This window comes from Paraburkholderia sp. SSBN10T (assembly GCF_056619545.1).
Map to the genome: position 1 here is coordinate 69,525 of NZ_JBWQQI010000032.1, position 22,040 is coordinate 91,564.

Below are 22,040 nucleotides of genomic sequence, written 5' to 3' on the forward strand. Positions count from 1 at the left end.
GATGACCGAAGCAATTCAACCTGACGCAGCGCCCTGGGATGTCATCGTGATCGGCGGTGGGCCGGCCGGCTCGAGCGCCGGCACCTTGCTTGCCCAGCGTGGCTACCGCGTGCGCCTGCTGGAGAAGGCCCGCCATCCGCGTTTTCATATCGGCGAGTCGCTGTTGCCGGCCAATCTGCGCCTGTTCGAGCGCCTTGGCGTGGGCGAGCAGGTGAGGGCGATCGGCATGGTCAAGCTCGGCGCCGAATTCGTCTCTCCGCAGCACGGCAACCGCATGGAGCGCTTCCTGTTCGCCGACGCCTGGGACAAGTCGATGCGCAACGCCTACCAGGTGCGGCGCTCGGAACTCGATCACCTGTTGCTGCGCAATGCATCGGCGCATGGCGTGGAGGTCGTCGAAGGCTGTCAGGCGCGCGATGTCGCGTTTCTGCCCGACGGCAGCGGCGCCGTGATCCGCGCGCAACACGAGGATGGCCGCGAAGAGCAATGCCGCGCGCGTTTCGTGGTGGATGCCTCGGGGCGAGACACGCTGCTCGCGAACCAGTTCAAGAGCAAGCGCCGCAACGACAAGCACAACAGTTCCGCGCTGTACGCCCACTTTCGCGGCGCGCAGCGCAACCCCGGCGAGCACGAAGGCAACATCACGGTGTACTGGTTCGAACATGGCTGGTTCTGGTTCATTCCGCTCGTCGACGGCACCACCAGCGTCGGCGCGGTGGTGTGGCCGGAGTACCTGAAAAGCCGGCCGAAGGGCCGCTCGGTCGAAGCGTTTTTCGCGGACACGATCGCCTTGTGCGCGCCGCTCGCCGAACGCCTCAAGGATGCCGGGCGCGTCAGCGACGTGTTCGCCACCGGCAACTATTCGTACACCGGCGAACTCACTCACGGCCGCAATTTCCTGCTGCTGGGCGACGCCTTTGCGTTCATCGATCCGGTGTTCTCGTCCGGCGTGATGCTGGCGATGCAAAGCGCGTTCGCCGGCGCCGAAGCGATCGACGTCTGCCTGCGTGACCCGGCGCGCGCCGACGCCGCGCTGGCGCGCTTCGACAAACGTCTGCGGCACGGGCCGAAGGCGTTCTCCTGGTTCATCTACCGGATGACGTCCCCGGCGATGCGCGAACTCTTCATGGCGCCGCGCAACGTGCTGCGCATGAAAGAAGCGCTGCTGTCGCTGCTGGCCGGCGATATCTTCGAGAGCACGCCGATCTGGCGCTCGCTCGGCCTCTTCAAGGGCGTGTACTACGTGTCGGCGCTGCTGGATGCGCCGCGCACGTGGCGTGCATGGCGCGGCCGGCAGCGCAACCTGCGCGTGACCGATGGTCCATGAGACGGACCATAAAAAACCTTTATTCGATTCGCTGTATTCCATGCGCACAACGAACCCCTCGCCGACTCACCTGGTTCTGATTCCGAGCTACAACCCCGGCGAAAAAGTCTATGAAACCGTGCGTAGCGCACGCGCACGCTGGAACCCTGTGTGGGTGGTCGTCGACGGCAGCACGGACGGCAGCGCCGCGCGTCTGCAGGCGCTGGCCGAACAGGATGCGGGGCTGCGCGTGATCGTGCTGCCGCACAACCAGGGCAAAGGCGCAGCCGTCCTGCACGGCCTCGACGAAGCCGCGCGCCTCGGCTTCACGCATGTCCTGACGATGGACTCCGACGGCCAGCATCCGGCCGACCTGATCCCGGGTTTCATGAACGCTTCGCAGGCGCAACCCGGTGCGATGGTGCTTGGCATGCCTAAGTTCGACTCACAGGCGCCGAAGGCGCGCGTCTACGGCCGGCGGCTGTCCAACGGCTGCGCCGATCTCGAGACCTTGTGGGCCGGCATCGGCGATTCGCTGTACGGATTTCGCGTCTATCCGGTCGCGCCATTGCGCAAGGTGATGAGCCGTCATGTCTGGATGCGCCGCTTCGATTTCGATCCGGAAGCGGCGGTACGTTTGTGCTGGGAAGGCGTGCGGCCCATCAACATCGAGGCCCCAGTGCGTTATTTCCGCGCCGACGAGGGCGGCGTGTCGCACTTCAACTATCTGCGCGACAACCTGCTGTTGTCGTGGATGCATATCCGCCTCTTCTTCGGTTTCCTCCTGCGCCTGCCCGTGCTGATCCCGCGACGTTTCGAACAGCGGCTGGAACAGCGGCGCAGCTAAGCCTGCTTCGTCCGCGCACATGCAGGTGCAATCCACCTGACCCTTATCGGGTTATACCCTGGGATGCCTTCCGCCCGGCGGACGGCTCTGGTATAAATCCGCTCCGAAGCTGATTACGTTTTAGCAAAGCAAAAATTCACGCTCGCGCCAACGGCGCGGGTCGGGTAATGCGAAGGAGCGGTATGGCGCGCGTGGTAGTGGTGGGCAGCATCAACATGGACATGGTGGTCACGACCGAGGTGTTTCCGCGCCTGGGCGAAACGCTGTTCGGCACGCACTTCGCCACCTGGCCCGGCGGCAAGGGCGCCAACCAGGCGGTCGCCGCCGCACGTCTGGGCGCCGAGGTGACGATGATCGCCTGCGTCGGCGCGGATGCGTTCGGCGCGCAGATGAAAGCGACCCTCGAGCGTGAGGGGATCGACACGCGCTGGGTGTCCACCGGCAAGGCCGCTACCGGGATTGCCTCGATCACGCTCTCCGCCGGCGACAACGCCATCGTAGTGGTGCCGGGCGCCAACCATGAGCTTGCGGCCGCTGACCTCGATCGTGCCCACGAGGCGTTCGCGCAGGCCGATATCGTCCTCGCGCAACTCGAAGTGTCGCTCGACACCGTCCTGCATGCGGCAAGGCTCGCGAGCCGCCTCGGCAAGCCGTTTTTCCTCAATCCGGCGCCCGCCGTCGCGTTGCCTGCCGAGCTGATCGCGCTCACCACCTTGCTCACGCCGAACGAACACGAACTTGCCGCCGCGCTGCAAACCGCCGGCGAGCCGTGGGCCGACGTATTGCGGCGCATGCCGGGGCGCATCGCGATGACCCACGGCAAGGACGGCGCGTACACCAGCCATGAGGACGGCGCACTGGTCCACGAGGCCGGGTTCGAGGTCGAGGCCGTCGACACCACGGGTGCCGGCGACACCTTCAACGGCGCGCTCGCCGCGTTCTGGCATCTGGGCGCCGGACCGGCCATGCGCCGCGCCAATGCGGCGGGCGCCTTGTCCGTCACCCGCGCGGGCGCGCAGGGCGGCATGCCCACGCTCGCTGAACTCGAACAGTTTCTGAAGGCTCAATCGTGAAAAGACTCGGACACCTGAATCGCGACATCGCCCGCGTGCTGGCCAGCATGGGACATACCGACAGCATCGTGATTGCCGACTGCGGCCTGCCGGTTCCCGATGGCGTGGAATGCATCGACGTCTCGCTCACGCTCGGCGTGCCGCGCTTCTTCGACGTGCTGGACAGCGTGCTGGCCGATTTCAAGGTGGAGCGCGCGGTGTTCGCGAGCGAAAGCCTGGCGCAGAACGATTCGGTGGCGCAGCGCATGACGCAGTTGCGCACCGCCGGGGTCGCCCTCGAGGACGTGCCGCACGAGCAGTTCAAGCGCCTTTGCCGGCAGGCGAAGGCCGTGATCCGCACGGGCGAGTGCAGCCCCTATGCGAATGTGATCCTGCATTCGGGCGTGATTTTTTGAGCGCCGCGCGAGCGGTCGGCGGCGCGGCGTTTTTTCAAAGAGGCGTGTCATGCAAGTGACCATGCGGGGCATCGGCAAGGCGTTTGGCCCGGTGCGCGTGCTCGAAGGTGTCGACTTCAGGATCGGCGCCGGTGAGATTCACGCGCTGATGGGCGAGAACGGCGCCGGCAAGTCGACGCTCATGAAAATTCTGAGCGGCGTCTACCGGGCCGATGCGGGCGAGATCCTGATCGACGGCAAGGCCGTGCAGATCCGCGACACCGTCGACGCCGAACGCGCCGGCATCGCCATCATCCACCAGGAATTGAACCTGATTCCGCAGTTGTCGGTGATGGAAAACCTGTTTCTCGGCCGCGAGCCCAGCCGTTTCGGCGTGGTGGATGCCGCCGCCATGCGCAAGCAGGCGCGCAAATGGCTCGACATGGTCGGCGCGCAAAGCATCGATCCGCGCAGCGAAGCGGGGCACCTCTCGATCGGCCAGCAGCAACTGGTGGAAATCGCCAAGGCGCTTTCGCTCGACGCACGCGTGCTGGTGATGGACGAGCCGACCGCCGCGCTCACGCAGCGCGAGATCGAGACGCTGTTCGAGATCATGCTGGCGCTCAAGGCGCGCGGCGTGGCGCTTGTGTACGTCTCGCACCGGATGGAAGAAATCTTCCGCATCTGCGACAAGGTCAGCGTGCTGCGCGACGGCCACTTCGTCGGCGAACGCGCGGTCAAGGACACCAGTTTCGATGAAGTGGTGCGCCTGATGGTGGGGCGCGAGCTCGGCGAGCGCTTTCCGAAGCGCACGCATACGCCCGGCGAAGTGCGCTTCGCCGTGGCGGACCTCGCCGACGACGGCAACATCTCCGGCATTTCGTTCGACGTGCGCGCCGGCGAAGTGCTCGGCGTGGCCGGTCTGATGGGCGCGGGGCGCAGCGAGATCCTGCGTACGCTGTTCGGCCTGAACCGCAGGACGGCAGGCTCGGTTTCGCTCGATGGCCGCGCGCTCGACGTGCGCGATGCGTCCGCGGCGATTGCGGCCGGCATCGGCTTCGTCACCGAAGACCGCAAGAGCCAGGGCCTCGTGCTCGGCATGTCGGTGCGCGAGAACGCGACCTTGGTGCATCTGCAGCGCTACGCGCGCCTGGGCGTGGTGAACGACGGCGCCGAACGCGCAGCCGTCGCCGATCTGATCAGGCAGTTGCGGATTCGCACCCGCGATGCGGAGCTGGACGTGAAGTCGCTCTCGGGCGGCAACCAGCAGAAGGTGGTGTTCGCCAAGTGGCTGGCCGAACCGCCCAAGGTATTGCTGCTCGACGAGCCGACCCGCGGCGTCGATGTAGGCGGCAAGGCCGAGATCTACACCATCATCAACCAGTTGGCCGCGCAGGGCGTGGCGATCGTGATGGTGTCCTCGGAACTGCCGGAAGTACTGGCGATGAGCGATCGCATCCTGGTGATGCACCAGGGCAGGCAGAACGGCGTGTTCGCGGCGGCCGGCGCCACCCAGGAACTGCTCATGACGGCCGCCACCGGCGGCAATCCGGCTGCGACTTAATCCGGCTACGACTTAATCCGGCTTACGCGGCGACGTATCCGATCAACCTGCTTACCGCGCCCGCGCGGCCGGCAATCGAGACCCGAGCGAGAAACGCAATGGCGCAACTGACCATGACACCCACTACCAAGGCCACGCTGCAAAAGCTCGGGCCGTTCATCGCACTGCTGATCATCGCGGTGGGGCTTGCCATCACCAGCCCCAACTTTCTGACGCTCGACAACCTGCTCAACGTGATGCGCCAGGCGTCGATCAATGCGCTGATTGCCTTCGGCATGACGCTCGTGATCCTGCTGGGCGGCATCGATCTGTCCGCCGGCTCCGTGCTGGCGCTCTCGTCGGTGCTGATCGCGACGCTGATGCAAAGCGGCACCCCGGCGGTGCTCGCGACGCTCGCCGGCATCGCGGCCGGCGGCGTGATGGGGCTCTTCAACGGCCTTGTCGTCAGCAAAGGCAAGGTGGCGCCGTTTATCGCCACGCTCGGCTCAATGACCGTGCTGCGCGGGCTCGCGCTGGTGGTCTCCAACGGCAGCCCGATCAGCAGCTTCAACAGCGATTTCTTCTCGATGCTGGGCGGCGGCTATGTGGCGCGGCTCGTGCCGATTCCGGTGGTGCTGATGCTCGTGATGTTCGCCGTCTTCTGGTTCGTGCTGAGGAAGACGGTGTTCGGCCGCCACGTCTATGCGACGGGCGGCAACGCCGAGTCGGCGAAGCTCTCGGGCGTGAAGGTCGATCGCGTGCAGTTGTGGGTGTACACGATCTCCGGCGTGATGGCGGCGCTTGCCGGCGTGGTGCTGACCTCGCGCCTGAATTCCGCCCAGCCGACTGCCGGCACCGGCTACGAACTCGACGCCATCGCCGCCGTGGTGCTCGGCGGCACCAGCCTGACGGGCGGGCGCGGCTGGATTTTCGGCACGCTGGTGGGGGCGTTGCTGATCGGCGTGCTGAACAACGGCCTGAACCTGATGGACGTGTCGTCGTTCTACCAGCAGGTCATCAAGGGCGGGGTGATCCTGCTCGCCGTGCTGATCGACCGGGGCAACAAGAAATAAGGCCCGATTGTGCGGCCTCCCCGGTGAATTCCGCGCTTATGCGGCGAGGATGCAACGAGGCGGCCGCAACGATTTTTTTTACCGCAGAAGCGGCGCAGGCCGCGTAGTACGACTAATTGATGCACGTCACACTCTACCCATAGGACTCAGGAGACGACCATGAAGAAAATGATTTCCCCGTTGTTGGCCGCGTTGCTGTTTGCCGGCCTTGCCGCCTGTTCGAAGCAGGGCCCGGATACCACCGCTGCCGCCCCGGCGAGCGACGCATCCGCGCCGGCCGCGGGCGGCGCCGTGACGGTGGGCCTGTCGATCTCGACGCTCAACAACCCGTTCTTCGTTTCGCTGCGCAAGGGCGCCGAAGACGAAGCGAAGAAGGAAGGCGTAACGCTTATCACCGTCGATGCGCAAAACGATCCGGCCAAACAACAGGCGAGCGTCGAAGACCTGATCCAGAAGAAGGTCAGCGTGATCCTGATCAACCCGACCGATTCGTCGGCTGTCGCCAACGTCGTCAAGGAAGCCACCGACAAGGGCATCAAGGTCGTCTCGCTCGACCGCAGCGTGAACGGCGCCGAGGTCAGCTCGCATATCGCGTCCGACAACAAGGCCGGCGGCAAGATGGCGGCGGACTTCCTCGTCGACAAACTGGGCGGCAAGGGCAATGTGGTCGAGCTGCAGGGCATTCCGGGTTCGTCCGCCGCGAACGAGCGTGGTGCCGGCTTCGATACCGAAGTGGATGCGAAGGGTGGCGTGAAGATCGTCACCAAACAGCCGGCTGACTTCGATCGCGCCAAGGGCTTGTCGGTGATGGAAAACATCATCCAGAGCAACAAGGACATCCAGGGCGTGTTCGCGCAGAACGACGAGATGGCGCTCGGCGCACTCAAGGCGCTGCAGGCAGCCGGCCTGAAGAACGTGGCAGTGGTGGGCTTCGACGCCACCGACGACGCGATCGCCGCCGTCAAGGCCGGCACCATGGCCGCCACGGTGCAGCAGCAGCCGGAACTGATCGGCCAGTACGGTGTAGAGACGGCGAAGAAGCTGGTCGACGGTCAGCCCGTGGACAAGTTCATCCCGGTGCCGCTGAACCTGTATAAGCAGTAACCTGTCAAAACTGCAAGTTCTCAGCGGCTCATCCCCGTAGTACCATCTGGCGCTGATATCAACGTCGATGCAGTGCCGCCCGCCACCCGGTAGCGACCGGCGTGGCGGCGCCTCCCGCCACTCTCTGGCTGATACATGCCGCATAGGTCCGTGGCCAATGCATGCCGCCGGGCCTGCCGGATCTGCATGAGCGAGGGCGTCGACCTACTGCCGCGAGGAAGCCAGCGTGACCCAGTTCGAGCGCCTGACCATTGACGATATCGCACGTCTCGCGAAAGTTTCGCGCACGACCGCGAGCATGGTGCTGAACGGCTATGCGGAACGCTACCGGATCTCCGCGGCCACGGTCGAACGTGTGCTGCAGGTCGCCAGGGACCATCATTTCACGCCGTCGCAATCGGCCCGTGCGTTGCGTTCGCGCCGCAGCAATACGATCGGCCTTGTTATTCCCGATATCACAAACTCCGTACACTCCGCGCTCGCTCAGGCGATGGAGTGGCAATGCCGCGAACAGTACCGCTGCCAGCTCGTGGTGGTGACGAGCGATGAAGACCCGGTGCGGGAAACCGAAGGGATCGCCCATCTCGTCTCGCATCAGGTCGACGGCCTCGTGGTGGTGCCGTGCACGGCCGAAGCGGAGCGCTATCAGAAATGGGTCAAGCGCCTGCCGCTGGTGTTCGCCGACCGACGCGTCGAGGACAGCGAGATCCCGTATGTCGTCACGGACGCAACCGAAATCGTCGCGACGCTGGTCGGCGACGCGCTCAAACAAGGCGCCACCGAAGTGGTGTACTTCGGCGGCCGGGCGGAAGTGTCGGCGAGCCGCGACCGCCTCGCCGGTTACCGTCAGGCGCTGGCCGCGCACGGTCTGGCTGAGCAAAGCGACTGGGTCTATCAGCGCGACTTCCAGCGCGAATCCGGCCGTGCGCTGATGGAGGACTGGTTCGCCGCGCACGGGCGCTATCCGCAGGCGCTGTTCGCCGGTTCGATCACCTTGCTCGAAGGGGCCCTGTCGTTCATGAGCGAGGCGCACAAGCTGGCCCAGGCGCCCGGCTTGCTGATGTCGTTCGACGATCATCAACTGCTCGATTGCCTGCCGCTGGCGATCGATGCAATCGTGCAGGACAGCCGGCAACTGGCCGAGCAAAGCTTGCGTTCCGTGTTTGCGATGCTCGAGGGCAACGCCCATCCCGAGTCGTTGCAGGTGCCGGCGCATATTCACTACCGGCGCTCGCACGCCGCCCCCGAATAGACACACGGCTGCTGCGCAGGTGTGACGTATGAACGCTGACGATCCCGATCCTGGTACGCCACCGGTGCAACCGGTGCGCCGCCAGGTTCTCGTCTGGGATGCGCCGATCCGTCTGTTTCACTGGCTGACGGTGCTGCTGGTCGCTGCCGCCTATGCGACGCTCAAGCTCAACTGGATCGACTGGCACGTACGGCTTGGCGAGGCGCTGCTCGCGTTGCTGCTGTTTCGTGTGCTGTGGGGATGCTTTGGCAGCGAGACGGCGCGCTTTCGAAGTTTCGTCGCACCGCCGGCCGCGGCCCTGCGCCATCTGCGGCACCTGTTGCGCCGTGAACCGGATCTGCAGGTGGGCCACAACGCGGCGGGCGGCTGGATGGTCCTGCTGCTGCTCGCGTTGCTGTTGATGGAGACGTTGAGCGGACTCTACGTCTCCAACGAAGTCGCTGACCAGGGCCCGTTGAGCGAATGGGTGCCCGCCTGGCTCGCCAATGCCATTTCGACGCTGCATGCCGTGGTGTGGGACGTGCTGCTCGCCGCAGTCGCACTGCACGTGCTGGTGATCACGCTCCATGCCGTTGTAAAGGGCCACCACCTGGTACGGCCGATGCTGAGCGGCTACAAGCCATTGCCGGCATCGGTCGCCGCGCCGCGGCAGACGCCGGCGTGGCGGGCGCTGCTGATGCTGATAGCCGGCGCGGTCGTGGTGATGCTGCTCGCTATCTATCTGTGAGCGTGCAGCGGGGTGTTACGTCAGGTGTTCTCCGCTGCACTCAATTAGCCGCTGCCCCTGGTTAGCGCTCAGTTCCCCTTGGGCGGCACGACCTGACCGCGGATTTCGCCGTCCGGGTTGGTCTTCGTATGCACGTTGATATACATATCGCCGGCCATGAATTCCTGCGCTTCTTCGGGCGATAGCGTGGCCTGACCGCTAAGCGGACTTGTCATCGACATCGTGCCTTTCTGCGAGAGCCAGACTTTCACGCCGGCATTTTTTCCTGCCGGAGCGGGACCGTGGAAATGCGCCATGGTGGCGTCGCTGGTGAGACCGCTGAAGGTGATATTCCAGGTGACGACCCGCGTGCCCGGGTCGTAGGTCAGGTTGGCGGTGCCGCTGCCGGGGCTTTGGACCGGCGGCACCTGTTGCGCGCCGCTGAGCGGTACGGTAAAGGTGAGGGGCGCCGCTTGTGCGAGCGAGACGGTGCCTGCGAGAGCGAGGCCGGCGAGAAGCATGAGAGCGCGACGCGAGATCGAGACTGTCATTGGGTTTTCTCCGTTCTGAGGTTTGGCCTGCGAGGCGCGAACCTTGCAAGCGCCGCGAGTGGCTGCGCTCAGCGTGAAACGCATAACCGGCGCTGGGGGCGGCGAGGCGGTGAAACAAGCATAGACCCAACCCGGCCCTAACTTCAATGCGCTGCGTGCAACGGTGCGGCACGGCCACGGCGGTCAGCTTTCGGCTATTACCCCGCTTGTTCGGCTCAAAGCACCAGATCCGGCAGCTTTGCGGCGAACTCCGACCCGAGCGCACTCGCTTGCTGCAATGCGGGGTCGAACCGGCCTTGTTCAAGATGCTCGGCAATCGTGAGCAGGGTGCCCAGCACGCCTTCATATCCGAGAATGGCCTGCTGGATCACGATATCGATCGACATGTCGGCAAAAAACACTTCGGCTGTTACGCCGCAAGGAACGTAAGCGAGCGAAAGCAGCCCGGAGAGCCACGCAGCTTCCTGGAAGCCGCCGTCTTCCGGTGTGAGTTCAGCGGCTGCGCGCTCCATGAAGTTTGCCCGTTGCTCGACGAGTTGCGCGAGCGGACTTCGACCGAATTGCAGATCCGACGGATTGCCGTACAGCAACAGGCAGCACCACAACATCAAGGTTTTGCTGCCCACCGCGGCGACCGCTTGTCCGATCGACGTGATAGGGGTATGACGCCAGCGTCGCTGGCTTGCATTGTTGGCGAGCCGCAGCAGTTGAATGACGAGGGCCGGCGCGTGTTTGAGCGCCTCCTCCAGCGGCCCGCTGCCCGCGTCTTCCCTCAGCAGTTCGAGCACCCGGAAGACCGCCGCGAACCGGGAGGGCGTTCTGCTCGCCGTCAGCAGTTGCGGCCTTGCGAAGTAGAAGCCCTGAAACAGGTCGCATCCCGCGAGCATGGCTGCTGCATGATCCGTCCGCTCTTCGAGCCTTTGCGCGAGCACCCGCTTGCCGTGACGCTGGCAGCCCTCGACCATCACACTACGTTTATCTGTTGCGATGCAGGGCCAGTCGAGTTTGACGATATCGACATGCGGCAGGAAGCGCTCGATATGCGGCGTAATGGCCTGGACATGGTCGAGCGCAATGCGAAAGCCCACCCGGCGCAATTCATCGCAGCGCTCGCCCAGTTCGGCGGTGAGGGCGGTACCTTCGAGAATCTCAAGCACAAAACGCGCTGCGGGCAAGACATCGACGCTGCCGAAATGCAGGAAGTCGCCCGTGCAGTTCAGGAAACCGTCGGCGTGGCCGAGCACGTGTTCGATGCCAAACACGCCCACGGTTCGCTCGACGACCGCGGCCGTGGCCGCGTAGTCGTCGTGAACCTGGGCTGCGTCCTTGCCGGTTTCCCGGAACAGCAGTTCCTGCGCGACGGTGACGCCGTGCCGATCGAGTATCGGCTGACGGGCAACGAACACTTCAGATTTCATATGGCGGTTTCATAGCGACACGTTTGCCGACCGGCAATCTCATGCAGCGCAACAGGTTCAGGGTGCGGATAGCGGTGTTGCCCTTTAGCCACCGGGCCCACGTGGATGACAGCGATTCTATGCGAAAAGGCGCTATGCCTGCATTGGCGCTTCGCAGCTTGACGGCCGCGTGCCGTCGGACGCTGGGGTGGGGCAATCGGCGAGAGCCGCGCCGGCAAACAGGGGCACCGTCGCACTCATTGCAATCGATTTTTCGAGGTGAATTTCCTTGAATGCGTAATGCATAAATTTCTATTGACAGGTCGAATCCGACCGGGGAGGGCGGCGCTCATTCTATCTTGTCAGACTATTTGGCGGAGGGGGGTGATTGCGGTTCAACTGGAAATTCCGGTGAATGCAGTTTTCTCAATATAAGGAATCCTTTACTTATGAAAACAAAGTCACATTGCCATCCGAATCGTGACAGAGCGTTCTGGATGAACGATTCGCTAATGGCTATGCGTCATGAAATCGCAAAGACAAGCGAACATGCCACACGCATTGCCGATGTTGAGTCAGCCGGATGCGTGCCACATCGCAACATCCCCGCGAACGCGAGAAACCCTTTTCTCAAAAACATTTTGGAGTCCTCGATCTATTGCCCCGACACCGCTTTCCAGTGCAAAATGCGCACCTTTTCACCGGAGGCAGTCATATGTCGAAATCAAAACGTTCTCGCGTCGTCGCATGGGCCGTAGCTGCGGTGCTCGGCAATGCACCGCTTGCCGCTTTACTGACCCTCGCTCCTTCCCCAAGCACGCCTGCCGTCGCGGCCACTACGCCGGCCAGCACAGACGACTACGCGGCCACCCGCTATCCCATTATTCTCGTGCACGGGCTGAGCGGCACCTCCAAATATCTCGGCATACTCGACTACTGGTACGGCATCCAGTCGGACCTCGAACAACACGGAGCAAACGTCTATGTCGCGGACCTGTCGGGGTTTCAGAGCGACGATGGTCCGAATGGCCGCGGCGAACAGTTGCTTGCCTACGTGAAGCAGGTGCTGGCCGCGACCGGCGCGACCAAAGTCAACCTGATCGGCCATAGCCAGGGCGGGCTGACGTCGCGTTATGTCGCCGCTGTCGCGCCGGATCTCGTGGCTTCGGTAACGACGATCGGCACCCCGCATCGCGGCTCGGAATTTGCCGATTTCGTTCAAGCAACGTTGCAAAAAGACCCAACCGGTCTGTCAACGCTGATTCTCGCGTCGCTCGCCAATATCTTCGGCATCCTGACCAGTGAAACGCACAACACCAATCAGGATGCCATCGCCGCGCTACAGACGCTGACCACCGCGAACGCCGCGTCATTCAACTTGAGCTATCCGAGTGCGGGCCTCGGCGCGCCCGGTTCCTGCCAGACCGGCGCGGCAACCGAAACCGTCAACGGCAATACCCATCTGCTGTACTCATGGGCCGGCAGCGCGATCCAGCCGACCTCGGTGTTCGGCATTCCGGGCTCCGTCGATACGAGTGTCGGCCTGCTCGATCCGGTGACCATACTCGACCCGTCCACGCTGGTGCTGTACGGCACCGGCAGCGTCATGCTGAGCCGCCAGTCCGGACCGAACGACGGCCTGGTGTCGGTCTGCAGCGCACTCTATGGCAAGGTGATCAGCACGGCCTATAAATGGAACCACCTCGATGAGATCAACCAGTTGCTCGGCATGCGCGGCGCGAATGCGGCCGATCCGGTAGCGGTCATTCGCATTCAGGCAAACCGGTTGAAGACCCAGGGCGTCTGAGATGACACGCAGGCAAGGGCGGGCCATCAGTGCACGCCGGACATGGCTCGCTTTTGCGGTGGTCGGCGCGGTGTCGATCGGCGCGACGATCTGGTTTAGTGCCACACCTCCACATGCTGGCCGGACGATCGCAACACCACGCACCGATCGTTTGCCCGCCGCATCGCAGGCCGCCAGTGTCCAACTGGCCGGCGCGTCCGGGGCGAATGCGCTCCCCACCTCGCTCGATGGATCGTCACCGCCGCGTCTGCCGCTCGATGCAGGCGGACACCTCGCGCACACGCGGGCCGTGCGGGACTTCTTCGATTACTTCCTGAGTGCGCAGGGCGAGATGTCGGCGACTGCGCTGGATGCGCTGGTGCGCAGGCAGATTGCCGCGCAGCTCGATGGCACGGCCGCCGCCGATGAAGCGGTGGCCGTATGGCAACGCTACGGCGCGTACCTCACCGCGCTGGACCAATTACCTCAGCCGGCCGACGTACCTGGCAGCAAACTGGATCTCGACGCGCTGCAACTGGCACTCGATCAGCGCGATGCGTTGAGCACACGCATCATGGGCGAATGGAGCAAGCCGTTTTTCGGCGACGAACTGCAGCGTCAACGAACCGATCTGGCACGCTTGCGCATCACTTCGGACCCAACGCTCACCGAGGCGGAAAAAGCCGCACGCCTGGCGACCCTGGATGCCGCGTTGCCACCACAAGAGCGCGCAGCGCGCGAGCGGGTCCGGCAACAGCAGGCGTCGGTCGATGCGATTGCGCAATTGCAGAAGCAGGGCGCGTCGCTCGACGCGATGCGGGCACAGGTTGCGCAGACGCTCGGACCCGCGGCGGCTGAAAGGGTCGTGCAGATGCAGAAAGACGACGACGCATGGCGTGCCAGATACGCCGATTATGCGTCGCAGCGCGCGCAGATCGACAAGCTCGGGCTGTCGCCACAGGACCGGGATGCGCAGGTCGCGCAGTTGAGGCGGCAGTTTTTCGCGAACCCCAGCGATGCGATGCGCGCGGCTTCGCTTGATCGGGGAGCGGGAGGCTGATTCCGCAAGATAGCGGCTACCGGCCGAACTCGACACGCCGCTCAGCACACTCGACTTCACGTTTGTGCTCAATCCGTCCAGTCCAGCACTGAGGTACAAAGCCGCGCACGCATAGTGCTCATAGTCTCCCGAAGCCAGTTGAATGGCCAATGACTTTCGAGTGTCGGACAGTCTTCGTCGCCGGCCTGGGGGCCAAACCCGCAATGAATCTGCTTGCGATGCCGCTGGCGCCTTCGACGCTATGAGCGGTTCGGAGGTTCCAGCCGCAGCGTTGCAGTTTCGTTAACGATCTATTGATAAATGACGGCTCCTATCGCGTGAGCATTGCCTCTACCATTGCTGCGGCGCGGTATGCGCCATCAGCCATAAGGAGTCTCATGAACCTCGCTTCGATCCGCAAAGACGCTTTTGCGATGCCCGTTCACAATCCCGCTTATCCCCGCCCGCCGTACCGCTTCATCAACCGGGAATACTTCATCATTTCATATGAGACCGACTTCGATGCGCTGCGCGCCGTCGTGCCGGAGCCGTTGCATCCGGAAAACGACCTCGTCCATTACGAATTCATTCGCATGCCGGACTCGTCGGGTTTCGGCGACTACACCGAAAGCGGCCAGGTCATCTCGGTGCGAGACCAGCAAGGGCGGCTCGGCAATTACACGCATTCGATGTACCTCGACGACGAAGGCCCGATCGCCGGCGGCCGCGAAATATGGGGCTTTCCGAAGAAGCTGGCCCGGCCGACCTTGAGCGTCGACGGCAACGACACGCTGCTCGGCACGCTCGACTACGGCACGCAACGTGTCGCCACCGGCACGATGGGCTTCAAGCATGTCCCGCTTGACGTGGAGGTCGAACGCAAGAAGCTTGCGGACACACCGAATTACCTGTTGAAGGTGATTCCGCATGTCGACGGTTCGCCGCGCGTGTGCGAACTCGTGCGCTTCTATCTGCGCGACGTGAGCGTTCTCGGTGCGTGGTCGGGGCCGGCAGCGCTCGAACTGCATCCGCATGCTCTCGCGCCCGTCGCCGATCTGCCGGTGAAGCGGGTGGTCGGCGCCCGGCACGTGATCGCCAATCTCACGCTGGATATCGGCGAGGTTGCGCTCGACTATCTCGCCTCTACCGAGTTGACCTCAACCGGGAGCGTGAAGCTCGCGGTCAATCAATAACGGTCCGTGAACCGATAAGGAAGGAAAGCAACATGTCGTTGAACCATAAAGTCGCGCTTGTGACCGGCGCAGCAAGCGGCATTGGCGAACAGTGTGCGCGCAAACTCGCCAGCCTCGGCGCCGCGGTGGTCATCGCCGACCTGAATCTCGAGAACGCGCAGAAGGTGGCCAACAGCATCGTCGCGGCGGGCGGCAAGGCGCTGGCGGTCGCAATGGATGTCACCAGCGAAGCAGCGGTCAATAGCGGCATCGAGCGCGCGGTGCGGGAGTTGGGCAGCCTCGATGTGCTCGTGTCGAACGCGGGCATCCAGATCGTCGCTCCCATCGAGGAGTATGCGTTTTCCGACTGGAAGAAGATGTTGGCGATCCACCTGGACGGCGCTTTCCTCACGACGAAGGCGGCGATCAGGCACATGTACGCAAGCGGCAAGGGCGGCTCGATCGTCTACATGGGTTCGGTGCATTCGCATGAAGCGTCGAAGCTGAAGTCCGCCTATGTGACGGCCAAGCACGGTTTGCTAGGGCTCGCCCGGGTGGTGGCGAAGGAGGGCGGGCCGCGCGGCGTGCGGGCGAACGTGGTGTGTCCGGGCTTCGTGCGCACACCGCTCGTCGACAAGCAGATTCCCGAGCAGGCCAAGGCGCTCGGCATCTCCGAGAGCGAAGTCGTCAGGAACGTGATGCTCAAGGAAACCGTGGACGGTGAATTCACCACGGTCGAAGACGTCGCCAATACAGTCGCGTTTCTTGCGGGCTTCGAATCGTCTGCGCTGACGGGGCAGTCGGTGATCGTCAGCCACGGCTGGTCAATGCAATAAGGAGTCGCGCATGCGCAGCAGCACAAAAAAAACTAACCGGCAGACGGATGCGTTCGTGCTGCCGCGCTATGACGAAATTGCTCTGGTGCTCCAGGGCGGCGGCGCGCTCGGGTCTTATCAGGCAGGCGTCTACGAAGGCCTCGCCGAGGCGGGCGTGCAACCGAACTGGATCGCCGGCGTGTCGATCGGCGCACTGAATACCGCGATCATCGCCGGTAATGCCCCGGAGCAACGCGTGGAAGCGTTACGCGGCTTCTGGAATGCGATCTGCCATCCGCTCGACTGGCTCGGTGGCCTGGGCGCCTGGACGCTGCCCGGACTCGGGCTCCATGACCTGTCGCGCAAGTGGAGCAGCATGTGGGCAGCCGGGCGCGCGTTGACCGAGGGTCAGCCGGGATTTTTCTCGCCGCGCGTGCCGTTGCCGATGGCAGGGTTAGGCAAGCAAAGCCCCAACGTGGTCAGCTACTACGACACGGCGGCGCTGAGAGAAACGCTGCTGCAGTTCGCCGATTTCGACCGTATCAACGATGGTGAGATTCGCGTCTCGGTCGGCGCGGTGAATGTGCGGACCGGCAACCTGGTGTACTTCGACAACACGAAGATGCGTCTCGAGCCGGAGCATTTCATGGCGTCGGGCGCGTTGCCGCCGGGTTTTCCGGCGGTCGAGATCGACGGCGAGTACTACTGGGACGGCGGCCTGGTTTCCAACACGCCGCTGACTGAAGTGCTTCGCGATGCGGACCCCAAGGACGCGCTGGTGTTTCAGGTCGATCTGTGGAGCGCGAGAGGTAATGCGCCTGGGGATTTCCTCGATGTTTCCGAGCGTGCCAAAGATATCCAGTACTCGAGCCGTACGCGGGCCATCACCAGCATGCTGGCGGATCGGCAGAAGCATGCTCGTTTCATCAAGGAATTGCTTGCCCATGTGCCGTCCGACCTGCGCAAGACCGATCCGCTATTCCGGCTCGCCGAAGAAGCGGCGGACGGCAGCGCGATCAACGTGGTGCACCTCATCTACAAGAACAAGCCGTATGAGGGGCACTACAAGGACTACGAGTTCAGCATCGGCACGATGCAGGAGCACTGGGAAAGCGGCCTGGAAGACATCCGCGATTCGTTTGCTCACCGGGAGTGGTTCGATGTGCCGACCCGCGAGCAGGGTTTCGTGACGCACGACGTGCATCGACGGCTTGGCTCCGTGCCGCAGTCCGACCGCGACATGCCCGAACTGCCCCTCGGCGCGGAACGAAAAGTCGCAGCGTAAGCTGGAGTGTGTCGCAACCGGAGATATCATACGCATGGTGGACGCGGCCGTTCCACGACAAGGAACGCATCTCGACTTGATGGAGTCCGCCATGAACAAAGAGTCCTCCGGCAATCCCAGCGATCTGTCATCAGGGGGCAGCCGCTATCATCAGGTCTATCCCACCCTGGACGAAAAGCAGTTGGCGATCCTGGAGCGATACGGCGAGCGGCGCAGGCTCAAGGCCAACGACATCCTCTATTCCGAAGGCGACCGGCACATCGCGATGTTCGCCATTCTCTCCGGAACGATCGAGGCGACCAGAGGATCCGTCCAGGGTCCGAGAGTGCTGGGTACCCACGGCCCGGGCAGTTTCACCGGCGAGGTCGGCACACTCGCCGGCCGGGCCGCAGCGGCGACGACCCGCGCCATTTCCGATTGCGAGGTCATCGTCATAGATGAGGAGTCGCTGCGTGCGCTCGTGATTGCCGAGGCAGAGTTAAGCGAAACCATCATGCGCGCTTATATCTTGCGCCGGGTCGCTTTCATCCAGGGCCAGCATACAGGCGTGATGGTGATCGGCAGTACAGCCTCGGCTCCGACGCTGCGCTTGCGTCACTTCCTGAGCCGCAACGGCCAGCCTTTTGCCTACTTCGATATTGTCGAGCATGCCGAAACAAAAGATCTACTGGCACGGTATGGTGTAACGGAAGCCGATATCCCGGTTGTGGTCACGTTTCAAGGCACTGTGCTCAGGCAACCGACCCATCGGGCCGTTGCGGACGCAGTCGGTTTGAGTCCGGACAGGCTGAATGGCGAGCGCTTCGACCTCGTGGTGGTCGGCGCGGGACCCGCGGGGCTCGCGGCGGCAGTGTATGCCGCCTCGGAGGGATTGAAGGTCGCGGTTCTGGACGCCAAGGCGCCGGGGGGACAGGCGGGCACCAGTTCGAAGATCGAAAACTACTTTGGATTCCCGACTGGTATATCGGGGCAGGCGCTGGCTGGCCGCGGCCTGTCTCAATGCCGCAAGTTCGGCGCCGAGGTCGGCGTGCCCATCGAGGCATTGAAGATCGACTGCACGAATACCCAATCGTTTCACATCGGACTGGATCATGACGAAAGCGTCTACGCTCGCGCTGTCGTCATTGCTACGGGCGCGCGTTATCGAAAGCCGAACCTTCCACGCCTCGAGCATTTCGAGGGCCGCGGCGTCTACTACAGCGCAACCTTCATGGAGGGGGCGTTCTGCAACGACTGCGAGGTGATTGTGGTCGGCGGTGGCAATTCGGCCGGACAGGCTGCGGTATTCCTTGCGCGGTTCGCACGTCACGTCCACATCGCGGTGCGCGGCGACGGACTCAGTGCCAGCATGTCCGCTTATCTGATCAGGCGGATCAACGCGGCGGCCAACATCACGCTGCACACGAGGACGAAGATCGTCGAGTTATGCGGCGAAGCGACACTTGAGGCGATCAAGTGGGACCGGCAGGGGCAGGTCGAACACAAGCCCACCCAGCACGTGTTCCTGTTTCTTGGGGCTCAGCCCAATACCCGGTGGCTCGGCGATTGCGTCGCGCTCGACAAGGACGGCTTTGTCCTGACCGGTGCCGATGCGGGCGACAGGTGGACCGCGGACCGGCCGCCGCATGATCTCGAGACTAGCCGGGCCGGTATCTTTTCAGCCGGCGACGTGCGCAGCGGCTCGGTCAAGCGAGTGGCGGCCGCCGTGGGGGAGGGGGCTGCCGCAATTCAGGCCGTTCACCAGTATCTTGCGGGGTTCGCGTGACTCGGGCCGAGGGAAACGGTTTGATGTCTGGTTCTTTTGCGTCCTGTTCGAGAAGTACCTGTCTACGCCGCAAACTGGCTGGCACCGCCTGGCGATAGGGCCCGATTATTACGATAAGTAATATAATGCGGGCGAAACAGACGACTGGCTTGCACGCCGGACTTGCCTGATAGTCGGTCAGAGCCGATACTTTCGGATTGCGCGGCATTCTCCCTCCCTTGATCTAGCGGTTTTCCACATGAGTACAATTCTTGAAAGTCTTCCGGCCGGCCAGAAAGTCGGCATCGCCTTCTCCGGCGGCCTCGACACGAGCGCCGCGCTGCACTGGATGCGGCTCAAAGGCGCGGTCCCGTACGCCTACACGGCAAACCTCGGGCAACCGGACGAGGACGACTACGAGTCCATTCCGCGTCGCGCGATCCAGTACGGTGCAGAAGGCGCACGCCTGATCGACTGCCGCGCCCAACTGGTGGCCGAGGGCATTGCCGCCCTGCAATCCGGCGCGTTCCACATCTCGACCGGCGGCGTGACCTATTTCAATACGACGCCGATCGGCCGGGCTGTGACCGGCACGATGCTGGTCGCCGCGATGAAGGAAGACGGCGTCAACATCTGGGGCGACGGCAGCACGTACAAGGGCAACGACATCGAGCGCTTCTACCGCTACGGCCTGCTCGTCAATCCGGACCTGAAGATCTACAAGCCGTGGCTCGACCAGGCGTTCATCGACGAACTCGGTGGCCGCGCGGAAATGTCCGAGTTCATGCGCCAGTCGGGCTTCGAGTACAAGATGTCGGCAGAAAAGGCGTACTCCACCGATTCGAACCTGCTCGGCGCCACGCATGAAGCGAAGGATCTCGAAAGCCTCGAAAGCGGCATCAAGATCGTGAACCCCATCATGGGCGTCGCGTTCTGGCGTGATGACGTGCAGATCGCGAAAGAAGAAGTCACGATCCGCTTCGAAGAAGGCCATCCGGTCGCGCTCAACGGCGTCCAGTACACGGATGCCGTCGAGCTGCTGCTGGAGGCGAACCGCATTGGCGGCCGCCACGGTCTTGGCATGAGCGACCAGATCGAGAACCGGATCATCGAGGCGAAGAGCCGCGGCATCTATGAAGCGCCGGGGCTGGCGTTGCTGTACATCGCGTACGAGCGTCTCGTCACGGGTATCCACAACGAGGACACCATCGAGCAGTACCGCGAAAACGGCCGGCGCCTCGGCCGCCTGCTGTATCAGGGCCGTTGGTTCGACCCGCAGGCGATCATGTTGCGCGAAACGGCCCAGCGCTGGGTGGCACGCGCGATCACCGGCGAAGTCACGCTCGAACTGCGCCGCGGCAACGATTACTCGATCCTGAGCACGAAGTCGCCGAACCTGACGTATCAGCCGGAGCGGCTCTCGATGGAAAAGGTCCAGTCGACGTTCTCGCCGCGCGACCGGATCGGCCAGTTGACGATGCGCAATCTGGACATCACCGATACGCGCGCCAAGCTGGCCATCTATTCCGAGGTCGGCCTGCTCGCGCCGGGCGAGTCCCTGACGCTGCCGCAGCTCAAGGGCGATAGCGAGTAACAAGCCGAGGTGGTTCAAGGTCGGATGAAGATATTCCTTCATCCGATCGCCGGCTGCCGTTGCTCCTGGAGCAACGCGGTTTTGCCGTTGTGTGGACGAAGCAAGAAAAACGCTTACATCACGTGTACCCAACAGGGGCAAGAATGAACCAGTTACCGACACTCATGCCTACCAGCGCCGCCGACGAAACCTATGGCGGGGTGACGTATCACATCGGCGGCGAGCTTGTGCCGGTGCTCTCGATCGACGTGTCGCGTCAGTCGGTCTTCTTCGAGCACCACATCCTGCTCTGGAAGAATTCAAACGTGAAGATTGGCTTGCGCCCGATGAAAGGCGCATTGAAGCGCATGATGGCGGGCATGCAGATCTTCGTCACCGAGGCGAGCGGCAATGGCGTCATCGCGTTCAGCCGGGATGGGGCGGGACACATCGTGCCGATTCACCTCGGCAGAGGCGAGGAACTTCATGTACGCGAACATCAGTTCCTGGCTGCGACGGCGAACGTCGAATACACGTTCGAACGCGTGCGCGGCATCAGCAACATGCTTTTCGGCCAAACTGGCTTCTTCATCGACAAGTTCCGGAGCGAGTCGGATGAAAGCGTACTCTGGCTCCACGGTTACGGGAATGTGTTCGAGAAGGAGCTCGCGGCCGGTGAGACCATTGATATCGAACCGGGTGGCTGGCTGTACAAGACCCCCGGCGTCAAAATGGAAACTATCGTCGACAGGCTCACGAGCGGGTTCTTTGGCGCCGGCATGAATTTCATCGTGAACAGATTCACAGGACCGGGACGCGTTGGCATTCAATCGATGTACCTCAACTACGAGACTGCCGATAACTGAACTTCGGGTTTGCGCCGGAGCGAGATCAACTGGGAAGCTCCGTAGACCGGTCGGCCGCAGCGCTGTCGCATTTACAACGTGCTATGTCACATAAGTGGTTTCGTGGCGCTCAGGTATGCGAAGCGCTCGGCGCCGAAGAGTTGGCCTGACTCCACTCGTGGGCGGAACACCTGCTCGAAGAATTGTCGTTCTTCTACTGTGAACTGTTCCAACAGCAATTTGCCAAGGGGTGGGGCCCAGGGAAAGGGCGATGTTTTCAACAGGACATCCCACGAGGTGACTTCCGAGGGCGCCACGTCTATGTGGAATTCCATGTGAATGTCGGCGAACCCGGTATCCATGGCGTAACGGACCAGGTCCCGTTCGCCGTAATTCGTCATCGGATTCCTCGAGATGCTTTCCTCAGTGTCGGGAAATTGCGTGGCTCTCCAGCGATGCAGAAGGCGGAAAAAGCGGTCGTCAGATCCTGTCGGGTGAGCGTCAATAAATTTCTTCAAAGAGCTCGCCTCCAATGCTTCGTCGCGACGAATAGGT

At 63.1% G+C, this 22,040-nt stretch carries 20 protein-coding genes; 17 read left to right on the forward strand and 3 right to left on the reverse strand.

The features are described from left to right. The first annotated feature begins 1 nt into the window (after position 1). From AC1ECK_RS33505 to AC1ECK_RS33545, 9 genes are all read left to right on the forward strand, one after another. Entirely contained in the window at positions 2 to 1,327 is a 1,326-nt protein-coding gene (locus tag AC1ECK_RS33505; RefSeq protein ID WP_480327057.1) for an NAD(P)/FAD-dependent oxidoreductase, read from the forward strand. 40 nt (positions 1,328 to 1,367) lie between these two features. Then, the gene (locus AC1ECK_RS33510; protein ID WP_480327059.1) at positions 1,368 to 2,153 is read left to right on the forward strand and encodes a glycosyltransferase family 2 protein; all 786 of its coding nucleotides are present in this window, start codon (positions 1,368 to 1,370) and stop codon (positions 2,151 to 2,153) included. Between the two features lie 182 nt (positions 2,154 to 2,335). After that, positions 2,336 to 3,226, forward strand: a complete 891-nt coding sequence (gene rbsK / locus AC1ECK_RS33515; RefSeq protein ID WP_480327061.1) for a ribokinase — start codon at positions 2,336 to 2,338, stop codon at positions 3,224 to 3,226. After that, positions 3,223 to 3,621, forward strand: a complete 399-nt coding sequence (gene rbsD, locus AC1ECK_RS33520) for a D-ribose pyranase (RefSeq protein WP_480327063.1) — start codon at positions 3,223 to 3,225, stop codon at positions 3,619 to 3,621. Before rbsK ends, rbsD begins: the two co-directional genes overlap by 4 nt. A gap of 49 nt (positions 3,622 to 3,670) precedes the next feature. Further along, positions 3,671 to 5,164: a sugar ABC transporter ATP-binding protein gene (locus AC1ECK_RS33525; RefSeq protein WP_480327065.1), complete on the forward strand. Its 1,494-nt coding sequence runs from the start codon at positions 3,671 to 3,673 to the stop codon at positions 5,162 to 5,164. Between the two features lie 98 nt (positions 5,165 to 5,262). Beyond that, entirely contained in the window at positions 5,263 to 6,216 is a 954-nt protein-coding gene (locus tag AC1ECK_RS33530; protein ID WP_480327067.1) for an ABC transporter permease, read from the forward strand. A 159-nt stretch (positions 6,217 to 6,375) separates the two neighbouring features. Further along, positions 6,376 to 7,320 carry a ribose ABC transporter substrate-binding protein RbsB gene (rbsB, locus tag AC1ECK_RS33535; protein WP_480327069.1) on the forward strand — a complete coding sequence of 315 codons (945 nt, stop codon included), beginning with the start codon at positions 6,376 to 6,378 and terminating at the stop codon, positions 7,318 to 7,320. Between the two features lie 226 nt (positions 7,321 to 7,546). Continuing rightward, a complete protein-coding gene (locus AC1ECK_RS33540) occupies positions 7,547 to 8,572 on the forward strand; it encodes a substrate-binding domain-containing protein (RefSeq protein WP_480327071.1) in 1,026 nt (341 codons plus the stop codon). 28 nt (positions 8,573 to 8,600) lie between these two features. After that, on the forward strand, positions 8,601 to 9,299 hold the full coding sequence (locus AC1ECK_RS33545; protein WP_480327073.1) for a cytochrome b/b6 domain-containing protein: 699 nt from the start codon (positions 8,601 to 8,603) through the stop codon (positions 9,297 to 9,299). Positions 9,300 to 9,367: 68 nt separating this feature from the next. On the opposite strand, the gene AC1ECK_RS33550 is transcribed toward AC1ECK_RS33545, so the two are convergent. Both AC1ECK_RS33550 and AC1ECK_RS33555 read right to left on the reverse strand, forming a co-directional pair. Beyond that, positions 9,368 to 9,829, reverse strand: a complete 462-nt coding sequence (locus AC1ECK_RS33550; RefSeq protein ID WP_480327075.1) for a CHRD domain-containing protein — start codon at positions 9,827 to 9,829, stop codon at positions 9,368 to 9,370. A gap of 215 nt (positions 9,830 to 10,044) precedes the next feature. Continuing rightward, positions 10,045 to 11,247, reverse strand: coding sequence for an EAL and HDOD domain-containing protein (locus tag AC1ECK_RS33555; protein ID WP_480327077.1), 1,203 nt, complete (start codon positions 11,245 to 11,247; stop codon positions 10,045 to 10,047). Positions 11,248 to 11,941: 694 nt separating this feature from the next. On the opposite strand from AC1ECK_RS33555, the gene AC1ECK_RS33560 reads away from it, so the two are divergent. The 8 genes from AC1ECK_RS33560 to AC1ECK_RS33595 all read left to right on the forward strand — a co-directional run bounded on the left by AC1ECK_RS33560 (position 11,942) and on the right by AC1ECK_RS33595 (position 21,506). Beyond that, positions 11,942 to 13,033 carry an esterase/lipase family protein gene (locus AC1ECK_RS33560; RefSeq protein ID WP_480327079.1) on the forward strand — a complete coding sequence of 364 codons (1,092 nt, stop codon included), beginning with the start codon at positions 11,942 to 11,944 and terminating at the stop codon, positions 13,031 to 13,033. A 1-nt stretch (position 13,034) separates the two neighbouring features. Further along, positions 13,035 to 14,072, forward strand: a complete 1,038-nt coding sequence (locus tag AC1ECK_RS33565) for a lipase secretion chaperone (RefSeq protein WP_480327081.1) — start codon at positions 13,035 to 13,037, stop codon at positions 14,070 to 14,072. A gap of 377 nt (positions 14,073 to 14,449) precedes the next feature. Beyond that, on the forward strand, positions 14,450 to 15,244 hold the full coding sequence (locus AC1ECK_RS33570; RefSeq protein WP_480327083.1) for an acetoacetate decarboxylase: 795 nt from the start codon (positions 14,450 to 14,452) through the stop codon (positions 15,242 to 15,244). Positions 15,245 to 15,276: 32 nt separating this feature from the next. Beyond that, complete coding sequence (locus tag AC1ECK_RS33575; RefSeq protein ID WP_480327085.1) at positions 15,277 to 16,059, forward strand: 3-hydroxybutyrate dehydrogenase; 783 nt, start codon at positions 15,277 to 15,279, stop codon at positions 16,057 to 16,059. A 10-nt stretch (positions 16,060 to 16,069) separates the two neighbouring features. Continuing rightward, positions 16,070 to 17,323 carry a DUF3734 domain-containing protein gene (locus AC1ECK_RS33580; RefSeq protein WP_480327087.1) on the forward strand — a complete coding sequence of 418 codons (1,254 nt, stop codon included), beginning with the start codon at positions 16,070 to 16,072 and terminating at the stop codon, positions 17,321 to 17,323. 91 nt (positions 17,324 to 17,414) lie between these two features. After that, positions 17,415 to 19,088, forward strand: a complete 1,674-nt coding sequence (locus tag AC1ECK_RS33585; RefSeq protein WP_480327101.1) for an FAD-dependent oxidoreductase — start codon at positions 17,415 to 17,417, stop codon at positions 19,086 to 19,088. Positions 19,089 to 19,326: 238 nt separating this feature from the next. Next, on the forward strand, positions 19,327 to 20,661 hold the full coding sequence (argG, locus tag AC1ECK_RS33590; RefSeq protein ID WP_480327089.1) for an argininosuccinate synthase: 1,335 nt from the start codon (positions 19,327 to 19,329) through the stop codon (positions 20,659 to 20,661). 89 nt (positions 20,662 to 20,750) lie between these two features. Further along, the gene (locus AC1ECK_RS33595; RefSeq protein ID WP_480327091.1) at positions 20,751 to 21,506 is read left to right on the forward strand and encodes an AIM24 family protein; all 756 of its coding nucleotides are present in this window, start codon (positions 20,751 to 20,753) and stop codon (positions 21,504 to 21,506) included. 86 nt (positions 21,507 to 21,592) lie between these two features. On the opposite strand, the gene AC1ECK_RS33600 is transcribed toward AC1ECK_RS33595, so the two are convergent. After that, positions 21,593 to 22,040 (reverse strand): hypothetical protein (locus tag AC1ECK_RS33600; protein WP_480327093.1); only part of this gene is annotated, 448 nt, incomplete at its 5' end.